This is a genomic window from Enterobacter cloacae complex sp. IR5458 (assembly GCF_049238025.1).
Lineage (GTDB): Bacteria > Pseudomonadota > Gammaproteobacteria > Enterobacterales > Enterobacteriaceae > Enterobacter > Enterobacter kobei.
Genome location: NZ_JBMKIF010000063.1, coordinates 1 through 11,271, shown reverse-complemented (window position 1 = coordinate 11,271; position 11,271 = coordinate 1). Strand labels below are relative to the sequence as shown.

At 62.3% G+C, this 11,271-nt stretch carries 2 protein-coding genes; one reads left to right on the top strand and one right to left on the bottom strand.

The genetic code is table 11. The features are described 5' to 3' along the window. On the bottom strand, positions 1 to 10,701 hold a 10,701-nt coding region (locus ACOTYN_RS24895), incomplete at its 3' end, for an Ig-like domain-containing protein (protein WP_421634785.1). Between the two features lie 325 nt (positions 10,702 to 11,026). Here ACOTYN_RS24895 and ACOTYN_RS24890 point away from each other — a divergent pair. Next, positions 11,027 to 11,271: transposase (locus ACOTYN_RS24890; RefSeq protein WP_142915113.1), on the top strand; the 245-nt coding region annotated here is incomplete at its 3' end.

The following is an 11,271-nucleotide window of genomic DNA, read 5'->3' as shown; positions in this document are numbered from 1 at the left end:
CGGCTGAGCAGTCTGGCCGCCGACGGTAAAGCCCGCAATGTGCAGCGGGTCGCCGTCCGCGTCACGGTCGTTGAGCAGCAGGTCGCCGCGCGCCTCGTAATCTTCCGGCGAAGCCACTGTCTCGCCCGTTGCGACCGGCACGCTGTTGGTCAGGGTGACGGTGACGTTGGCGGTTTCGCGAACGCCGCCGCTCTCCACGGTGTAGGTGAAGGTATCCTGGCCGACATAGCCTGCCACAGGACGATAAACCAGCTGGCCGTTTTCAATGGTCACCGAGCCGTGCTGGCCCTGATCCACATCGATAATCGCTTTGTCGGCATTGCTGAAACTGTCGTTATGCAGCGCATCGATAGTGACCGCAACACCCGCATGGGTGCTGGCCGTATCGTCCTTCGCGTCCGCCACCGGCGTTACGCTAAAGGCGAGCGTGGCGGTGGAGACGCCGCCGTCTTTGCCGTCGCTGATGGTGTAGGTCGCGGCAGGCGGCACGCCGTTCCAGTCGGCCACTGGCACAAAGGTGAAGCTGCCGTCGGCGCGGATCGTCAAATCGCCATAGCCTGCCAGCGTCGCGGTGTCGCCCGCGAGGTAGCGGGTGCCGCCGACGGTAAACTCCGTCACGGCGAGGGCGTCGCCATCGTCATCGTGGGCGTTAGTCAGCAGGTTCTGCGCCGCAGTGCTGTTAAGCGTGGTGTCTTCCGGCGTGGAAATCGTCGGTACGCTGGTCAGACGCGGCGCCACGTTGGTGACGTCCACGGTAACGGTCGCGGTTTCGGTTTTGCCGCCGCTGGTGACGGTGTAGTCGAAGGTGTCGCTGCCGACATAGCCCGCGTTCGGGCGGTAGACGAGCGTGTTGTTCTCAATCGTCACCGTGCCGTGGGCGGCAGCGGTGACGCCGGTAATCGTCTGGTCGCTGTTGCTGAAGCTGTCGTTGTCGAGCGCGTCGATCACCACCGGCACATCGGCATGGGTGCTGACGCTGTCGTTGACCGCATCCGCGATCGGGTTGACGGTAAGTAAGAGCGTCGCCACGCTAAATCCGCCGTTGCCGTCGCTTACCTGGTAAAGGATCGGCTGCACGGCGCCGTTCCAGTCGGCGACTGGCACAAAGGTATAGCTGCCGTCGGCGTTAATGGTCAGGTCGCCCATGCCTGCAAGCGTCGCGGTCTGGCCCGCCGCGTAAATCTGCGTACCGGTACTGAACTGCGTGATGGCAAGAGCATCATTGTCATCATCGCTGTCGTTAGCCAGCAACCCGGTGGCGGCGCTGCGCGTCAGGGTAGTGTCTTCCGCAGTCCACGTAAAATCATCGTGCGCCACCGGCGCAATGTTGGCGATGGTGACATTAACGGTCGCGGTTTCCGTTACGCCGCCGCTGGTGACGGTATAGGTAAAGCTGTCAGTGCCGTTAAAGCCCGCGTTCGGGGTATAGCGCACCTTGCCGTTTTCAATCGCCACCGAGCCGTGCGCGCCCTGGGTCACGCCGGTAATGGCTTTGTCGCTGTTGCTGAATCTGTCGTTCGCCAGCACGTCGATGACTTTCGCCACGCCCGCGTGGGTGGTGGCGTTGTCGTCAACGGCGTCAGGGATCGCATCGTACTGAATGGTGAGCGTCGATGTGACGCTGCCGTTATCCCGGCCGTCCGTTGCCGTGTAGGTCACCACCGGTACGTTGCCGTTCCAGTCAGCCACCGGAATAAACGTCACGCTGCCGTCAGAAGTAATAGTCAGGCTTCCGTACCCCGCCAGATTGGCCGTCTCGCCTGACTGCCAGGTGGTACCGTTGACGGTAAAATCGGTCACCGTCAGGGTGTCGCCGTCGGCGTCGCTGCTGGTATCTAATAAAAGGCCAGGGATACCGATCGGCGAGTCTTCACGGTTAATCACTGTCCAGTGGGGCAGCGTCGGCGCGCTGTTGGTCAACGTCAGATAAACCGTGGCGGTCTCCTCGATACCGCCGCTGGTGACGGTATAGGTGAAGCTGTCGTTGCCGACGTAGCCGCTGGTCGGGGTGTAAACCACCTGGCCGTTGCTGATGCTAACCGTACCGTGCGCGCCGTCGGTGACGCCGGTAATCGCTTTGTCGCCGTTGGTGAAGCCGTCGTTGGTCAGGACATCGACCGTGACCGGGGCGCCCGCATGGGCTGTCCGGCTGTCGTCATGGGCGTCCTGCACCGGCGTGACGGTAATATCGAGGGCGGCGGTTTGCACGCCGTTGTCGCGCCCGTCGGTGACCTCATAAGTGACCTGCGGCACGCTGCCGTTCCAGTCGGCGACCGGAACAAAGGTATAGCTGCCGTCGGCGTTGATGGTCAGCGCGCCATAGCCCGCAAGCGTCGCGGTCTGGCCTGCGGCCCACGTCGTTGCGCCCACCGTAAATGCGCTGACTTTCAGCGTATCGCCGTCCGGGTCGCTGGCGCCGTTCAGCAGATTCTGCAAAGCCGTGCTGGTCAGCGTCTGGTCTTCCGCTGTGCTGGCGGTTTTGCCGACAACCCCGGTCGGCGCACCGTTCGTTAACGTTACGGTGACGTTCGCGGTTTCGGTTTTGCCGCCGCTGGTAACGGTATAAGTGAAACTATCGGTGCCGACATAGCCGTCGTTCAGGGTGTAAACCACCTTGCCGTTGCTGACGGTCACCGTACCGTGCGCGCCGTTGGTGGTGGCGGTAATGGCTTTGTCGCTGTTGGCGAAGCTGTCGTTATTAAAGACATCAATCACCAGCGGGTCGCGCCCGTGGCCGGTCTGGCTGTCGTTAAACGCATCCTGCACCGGCGTAACGGAGATATCGAGCCTCGAGGTGACGTCGCCGTTGGTGCGACCGTCGGTGATGGTGTAGGTCACCTGCGGCACGTTGCCGTTCCAGTCGGCGACCGGAACAAAGGTATAGCTGCCGTCGGCGTTGAGGGTCAGCGCGCCGTAGCCCGCAAGCGTGGCGGTCTGGCCGGCGGCCCAGGTGGTATTGCCCACCGTAAACGATTTCACCGTCAGCGCGTCGCCGTTCAGGTCGCTGGCGCCCGTCAGCAGATTTTCGCCGTTGGTAAGCGTTGTGTCTTCCGCCGTGCTGCCGGTTTTAGCCAGGCCGACCTGCGGCGCGTCGTTGACCAGAGTGAGGGTGACCGTCGCGGTTTCGGTTTTGCCGCCGCTGGTGACGGTATAGGTGAAGGTATCGGTGCCGACATAGCCGCTGGTCGGCGTGTAAATCACCTGGCCGTTGCTGATGCTAACCGTACCGTAAGCGCCGTTGGTCTTGCCGGTAATCGCTTTATCGCCGTTGCTGAATTTATCGTTGGCGAAAACGTCGATGGTCACCGGCGTACCCGCGTGGGTCGTCAGGCTGTCGTCAAAGGCGTCTTTTACCGGCGTGACGGTTATCTTCAACTGCGCCGTGGTCGCGCCGTTGGTGCGGCCATCAACCACCCGGTAGGTCACCGTCGGCACCGTACCGTTCCAGTCGGCGACCGGGACAAAAGTATAGCTGCCGTCGGCGTTGATGGTCAGTTTGCCATACCCGGTGAGGTCGGCGGTCTGGCCTGCGGTAAACACCGTGCCGACGCCGCTGACGGAGTAGTTAAGAATGCTCAGCGTATCGCCATCAGGGTCGGAATCGTTCAGCAGCAGGTTTTGCGCGGCGGAGCTGGTCAGCGTCGTATCTTCCGGCGTGCTGACGTTTTCACCCTGGGTGACCGGGGCGGCGTTATTCATCTGAATCGTGACCGTCGCGGTTTCGGTCACGCCGCCGCTGGTGACGGTATAGGTGAACGTATCGCTGCCGACGTAGCTCGTGGTGTTAGGGGTATAAATCACCTTGCCGTTGTCGATAACCACGGAACCATAAACGCCCCGGGTGACCGCCGTGATCGCTTTATCGCTGTTGCTGAAGCTGTCGTTGCCCAGCACGTCGATGGTTTTCGCCTCGCCTGAATGGGTGGCGGCGGTGTCGCTCACCGCGTCCGCCACCGCTGTAATGCTCATGCTGATGCTCTGCGCCGTGCTCCAGTGGCTGGTCTGGCCGCTGTTGAAGGCGCTTTGCAGATCCTGCGTGCTGCCCGCGGCGCTGACGCCGGTATCGGCGGAACTGGTGCTGTCGGAGACGCGCACCGCCAGGCCGCCCGGCACCGCGCCGTTGTAGTCGGCCAGCGGCACAAAGCGCAGCTGGGTCGAGGCGAGCAGCACCAGCGCGTTGGTTTCGCTGTAGCTTGTGCCAAGCGCAGTCCAGGTCGTGCCGTTGGTAGAGTACTCCCAGTGGCCGAGGCTTGCGTCGGTGGTGTTGCCGACGATCGCCACATAGCCGATAGCGCCGCTGGCCTTGTCGCCGCCAGCAATTCCCGTCTGGTTGTCGGCGGCGTCGCTGTAGCTGCCAAGAATAGAGCTCAGCGTTTTGCCAACTGGCGTATCTTCCTGCATGGTCAGCGGCGTCGCGCTAATCGTCGGACGGTCGTTGACGTTAGTGACGCTGGTTGAGAGGGTGACCATCGCTGCGCTATAGCGTGAACTACTGCCGTTGGTTGCCGTTGATACAGTCTGGCCGCTGGTCAGCGACCCTGTCGTTGCGGTGGTGTCGCCGTTGTTGTTGGTTTCCACCAGACGTACTTTCAAGGCAGCAGGCGTCCCGAAGAAGTCAGCGGCAGGTACAAAGCGGACTTTGGCCGTTGCATCCAGCAGCAGGGCGTTGGCGTCGGTGCGGCTGCCAATGGCAGCCCAGGTCGTGCCGCCATCGGTGGAGTATTGCCATTCGCCCTGCGCGCTGTTGACTGACAGGTTAGTGATAGCCACGCCCCAGAAACTGTCAGCGCTGGTGCCGCCGGTTGCCGTAATGGACGCATTGTTGACCTGATCGTTCGGGTCCGAGAAGTTACCGGCAAACAGGTTGGCAATGGTGTCGCCGGTAATCGCTGCGGCGCTGGTGTCTTCGCTCACCGGGGCCAGCGTCTGGGTAGCGCCGCCCAGCACGACCGGGGCATCGTTCGACGGTTTCACGGTCACGCTAAAGGTACGGGTGGTGACCAGCGCGGCGGAGGTGTCATCGGCGTAGCTGATGTCGCCCGGGTTCGCGTTCGGGTTATTGCTGTCGCCGGTAAGCGTGGTCGGGCGGCTGCCGTGGTTGGCGTTATCGTTCACCACTACGGTGACGTTAAAGGTGCCGTTCCAGTCGGCGGCGGTGACGCCCGCGTTGGTCGGCAGGTTCACCGTCAGGTTAGCGAGGCGGCTGTTGATCTGCGAAAGCGTGCCGGTAAGTGTGAAGCTGGTGGTGTTGACGCCGCCCGCATCAACGGTGCCGCCCGTCCCGCCAATCGTTTTAAAGGTAAAGCCGCCCGGCAGAGTGACCGTCACCGTCAGGCTGGCGCTGTCGGCGTCCGGGTCCGCCACGGTAATGGCGGGCAGGTCGACGGTCGTTGAGCCTTCGTTGACTGACTTGTCCGTCACCGTGATGGTCGCCGGATCGTTGACGTCGCTTGGGAAGACGCTGCGCCATGCGGTACTGACGTTCTGGCTCAGGCCGGAAGGCAGCGCGCCGTAAGGGTCGATAGCCGTGGTCGGCACCGCCGCGACGCCGGTGACGGCATCGTTCTGGCCGCCGTTGGCGCTGTTGGCGCTTGTCAGGTTGCCAAAGGCGTCGCGCAGGCGATCGTCGGCAATCACTTCCACACGCCAGGCGTTATCGGCGTTCGACAGGGCGGAGCCGGTCATGGAGACGGTCAGCGCCGCCAGGTACGCGTTCACCTGGCTCAGCGTGCCGCGGATCACCAGTGCGGACTCGCTGCCGTTATAGACGCTGTCAATCGTCACGCCGGACGTTGTGTTGCTGGAGCTAATGGTGATGTCGGATACGCCGGCGTTACTGTACTGCGCGGCGGTCAGCGGCACGCCGCTGGCGTCGGTGATGCGCACCGTCACCTGCATAAAATCGGTTTCGCCGTCGGCGATATTGCCGCCGTCGGTGTAATCCGGGTCGGAAATTACAAAGCCGCCGACTTTGGTGCCGTCGACTACCGCCGGATCGCTGTTGAGGTAAACCGTACCGCCCGTTGCAGAGACAACCGGCGCGTCGTTCACCGGCACAATGGTGAGGTTCAGCGTCTGGTCGGCCGGGTCGGCCTGCACGGTGTCGCCGATATGCGAGTCGCCGTCGTCCAGATGCAGGGTGATGGTGACATCGCCCGCCGCTGCGCCGTTCAGGTAGTGGTTGACGTTGGCGCCGCTCTGCCAGGTGAGGCCGAGCGCCGCGTCGTTCAGCAGCGCTTCAATGTCGCTGGCGCGACCGGCCAGCGTCAGCGTGCCGGAGTTGTCGCCGGAAATCGTAACCGGCTGGCTGCCGGCGGCGCTTGCGGTGGCGCTGGTGTTCACGTCCGCGCCGCCGATGCCGAGGGTGCCGGACGGCGCGGTGATGGTGACGGTCACCGGCGTGCCGAAGGCGGCGGATTCGGTGTCCTGCACCACGATATTGCCGCCGATAAAGCTTGCCTGATCTTCATAAACGGTACGGTCCAGGTTGGTCACGGTCAGCGTGCCCGGATCGTTGATTTCCGAGGCGCGAATGGTGACGGACGCCGCGCTCAGGTTGCCGCTTTTTTCCGGTACGGAGGCGCTGTACCAGTTGTACTCGGTGGCGTCGACGGCGGTGGCCGCCGCGCCTCTGCCAGGCGTCGCGGGCTGGTTCAGCGTGCCGCCGTTAGCGCCTGCCGTCAGCGTGCCGCTTGCGTCGCGCAGGCGGTCATCGGCGATAGTCTGCACCTGATAGGTGGCGTTGCGGTCGGTTCTGAAGGTCACCGTCAGGCCCGCCAGCGCCGCGTTCACCTGGGCGCGGGTGCCGCTCAAGACCAGATAGTCGTGCTGGCCGCCGTGGGCGGTAGAGATCTTCGCGCCGCTGCCGGTCGCGTAACCCAGGGTCACGTCGCTGTATTCGCTGGCCACGAAGGCGCTGCCGTCCGCATGCAGCAGACGCACGGTCACCTGCAAATAATCGCTCTCGCCATCGGTCACGCCGTCTGTCAGATCCCCATCTTTGACCGAGAAGCCCGGCAGGGCGTTGCTCGTCGCCGTGGCGCTGGCGATGTTCTTGATGCCCGACGGCGCGGTCACTTCCGGCGCGTCGTCGGTCGGGCGGGTGTAGATCCAGAACGCGTTGCCGGTCTGCTCTTTGTCGCCGTCAGAAATCGTGAAGGTGAACTTATCGTCCGGGGTGGCGGGTTCGCTGTTGCCGCTGCCTTCGGTGCCGTCGTTCAGGTAGTAAATGTACCCGTTCGCCACATCCTGCTGGGTGAAGGAGGAGCCTTTGCCGATGGGGCTGAAGTTCACACCATCTTTGGAATAGGCCAGGGTGCCGTGGGTCGGCGCGCCGGTGATGGTGTACTGCAGCTGCATTGAGCTGCTGTCGGAATCGTAGGCTTGCAGCATGGCGCTGGTTATCTGGCCATAGCTTCCTTCGGTGACGTACAGCGGGTTGTTGACTGGCGTGCCGCCAATCAGGTTCGGCGAGCCTGCGGTCACCGTCGGGTCGGCCTGGGTCGGGTCTTTGGCGATCTGCGGCGCGTCGTTGACGTTAGTTATCTGGATTTTCACCGTCGCGTCGCTGGCGGAGGTGGCGCCCCAGCGGTCGGTGGCCGATACGGTAAAGGTGGTGGAGCGCACTTCCGAGCCGTCGCTGACGAAGCGCAGCCCGGTGGTCGAGGCGCTGGCGGTAAGCAGCGAGGCGTTGAGCGTCTGGCCGACGGTAACGTCAACCCACTGCGAGCCGTTGTAGTATTGCAGCGTGCAGCCGTCCGGCAGCGTTTTGATGGTGAACGTCAGGGCGTTGGCGCCGGTCGCGTCGTTGTTATAGGCGTAATTGTTGGCGCTGGCGCTGCCGTCTTTGATCGTCGCGCTCTCTTCCAGCCCGTTGCCGCTGTTGGCGTCGTCCGGGTCGCTTATCGCTATCTGGCCGGTGGTCAGGTAAGCGGTTTCGCCTTCGGCGATGACGGTGGAGGAGGAGCCGGAGCCGGTCACCACCGGCAGATCGTTCACTGGCGTGACGTAGATGTTCAGCGTCGGCGTCCAGATATTGGTCACCGGGTTGCCGTTGGCATCGAGCGTGGTCAGACCCGCCGAGACAGAGAACGCCGCGGCGTAGACAAAGGTCTCTCCGCCGTCGTGCTGGAAGCGAATATTGCCGCTGTCGAGGTCGGCCTGCGTAAAGGTGGCATATTCGCCGAGCGTCACCCAGCTGCCGCCGACATTTTTTTGCAGCTCGCCGCCTCTTGCGCCGTTCGAGAAACCGAGGAAGGTATAGACCACCTGCGAGGCGTCCACGCCCGTGGCGGTGTAGCTCAGGCCCGGCACGCTGGAGAAGTCGCCGCTGGTGCCGTTCAGCACGAGGGTGCCGCCTTCTTCTACTTCGCCGCGGGCGTTGCCGGAGGTGAAGTCCACGCCCGCCCAGGTGGAGTCGCGGTTGGTGATGGTGGTGACGCGATCCGGGATCGTGCCGGGACCGCCGCCCGTGACCACCGCAAGGCCGATGGTAAAGGTAAAGCTGGTCAGCGTTTCGGTGCCCGGCGTGTACACCCCGCCGATGCGGCTGTAGGTCGTGCCGTCGGCGTTCCAGCGCAGCGCAGCGGTGTTGTCCACCACCACAAAGTTGAAGCTGTCGGTGTCACCCGACGCGCTGGCGCTGGCGTACTGCACGTACTGCACTTTGCCGTCGACGATATCCTGCATGGTGAAGGTGCCGCCGTTTTGCAGGCGGTAGCCGTCCAGCGTCAGGTAACCGTGGGTGAGCTTGCTGTCGTCAACGATAAAGCTGAGGTGGTTATCGGTGGAATCCACGTCGCTTGCGCCGATCATCGCAGACGTAAGGGTGACGGCGTTCGCCAGATCGTCCACCTGCGCGTGCAGCGTTACGTTGTCCAGAGTCGGGTCGTCATCCACCGGGCGCACGGTCAGGGTAATGGTGCCGTCGGTGCTGGCCGGCACGCCGGTACCGCCGCCCTGGTCGGTGACGCGTACGCCAAAGCTGTCGGTGCCCTGGTTTTCACTGCCGTCGTTAGCATAGGTCAGCAGATTGCGATCGGCATAGTCAAAGGTCTGGCCGACGGTGACGGCGACGCCGTTAAACCAGAGCGTGCCGTGGGTCGGCAGGGCGGTAATGGTGAGAGTCAGCGTTGTGTCGCCCGGATCGCCGCCGCCGTCCGCCTCTATATACTGGCCGACGTTGCCGGTGTTGACCGCATTGTTGGGCTGGCCTTCAAAGACCACGCCGCTGCCGCTAAGGGTCGGCGCCTGGTTCTGCGGGGTAATGTTCAGCGTGACGTGGACGGTATCGGACTGCGCCTTCGGCGTCGCGCCGTCGTTGATGACCGCCGTAAAGCCGTCGGCGGCGTTCTGGTCTGCGCCCGTGGCGGTGTGGACATACTTCACCTTGCCGTCGATCAAATCCTGCTGGGTAAAGATAGAGCCGACGCCCATCCGGTCGCCGTTCAGCGTCAGATAGCCATACTGCGGCAGGTCGGTCAGACCATAGACAATCTGCACGGGCTGCTGGGTGCCCGCCGTTACTTCCGCATCGATGGCGTTAAGGGTCACGGTGGTGATGACGCTGCCGCCCGATTCGATCTCCGGCACGTTCTGGGTGGCGTCGGCCACGCTTACCGGGTCGTTCGACGGGGTCACGGTCACATCGATGGATTTGCTGGTGCTGACGCCCGCGCTGTCGCGCACCGTGACGTCCAGCTTGCCGCTGGCGGCGGTGTTGCCAAGCTCGACGTCAGCGGAGGTAAAGGTGATGCTGTTAAGCCAGGCCTGCGCTTCGCTGGCAGTGCCGGTCATGGTCAGCGAAGCGTTGCTGGTCTGGCTGTCGCTGAGTTTGCCGATGGCGCTGTTGCTCAGGCTCACCGTGACGGTGACGGTTTCGCTGGCGTCCGTGGTGCTGACCTGCCAGCCGCTGAGCGTGGCGGTATCGGCGCCTGCGGCGTTAAGGCTGCTCGGCTCGGCGACGGTGATGCCTTTTTCCGGCGCGGTGACTTCCGGCCCGGCCAGCAGACCGTCGTAATCAAAGGCGAAGGTTTTCGCTTCAATGCTGCCGGTATGGTTTTCCAGCACCCAGTCGCCGGAAAGCGCCGCGCTGCCGGTCATGTCGCTGGAGGCCGCCACGTCCGCCTGAGTCACTTCGGCGAAGCGGGTGATAAAGGCGTTATCCTGGGCGGAGACGTCGCAGCCATAAAGCAGGATCTCGCCGCTGTCGCTAAGGCTTGCGCCGATAGCGCTGAGCTGTGAAGACCACGCCGAGAGGTTGTCCGCCGTCAGCACATCGGTGCCAAGCGTAATGGTGTCGGACGCGCCGTGGCTCAGAATATGAATGGCGGAAATATTGGTTTCGCCTTTCAGCGCGTCGGCAAGCTGGCTCAGACCCGAGCTGTTTTCATCGATAATCACCACCTGGCTGCCCTGCGGCACCTGGTCCACCAGCGACTGCCAGCCGGAGATATGCTGGTCTATTACATAGACTTCGCTGGCGGCGCTGCCCGGTTTTTCGCTTGCGGCGTCGGCTGTGGCGGCGTGGGGAATATCCAGCGCCTTCGCGGGTTCGGTGGCGCTTTCATGGTGCACCAGATCGCTTGCCGATGCCTCATGGATGGCGGTTTCAGCCAGAGCGGCTCCATCAAAAAGCTGGCGAGACTCAAGAGCAAAGCGATGCGCACGCGGACGTAAACGACGGTTCTTTATTGTAGTCATAGGTTTACTGCTCTTAAAAAATAGAGTGACTGGATAAATATTCTGAGTTCAGCGTTGCCAGGAGCGTACACCATGTCGCCCCGCCAGCCCTGAAAAAACCAATACGACGAAAGGCTTAACCGTAAGCAAAATTTTATAATTAATTTCATTATTAGCATTTGAATACTTTTAAAACAACTCGCTTTTAGTAACAATTAAGCAACGCTGAAAACCGAAAAGGTAAAGCAAAAGTTCGGCGCATTAGAATTAAATACTAAGGAAGGTGCGAACAAGTCCCTGATATGAGATCATGTTTGTCATCTGGAGCCATGGAACAGGGTTCATCATGAGTCATCAACTTACCTTCGCCGACAGTGAATTCAGCAGTAAGCGCCGTCAGACCAGAAAAGAGATTTTCTTGTCCCGCATGGAGCAGATTCTGCCATGGCAAAACATGGTGGAAGTCATCGAGCCGTTTTACCCCAAGGCTGGTAATGGCCGGCGACCTTATCCGCTGGAAACCATGCTACGCATTCACTGCATGCAGCATTGGTACAACCTGAGCGATGGCGCGATGGAAGATGCTCTGTA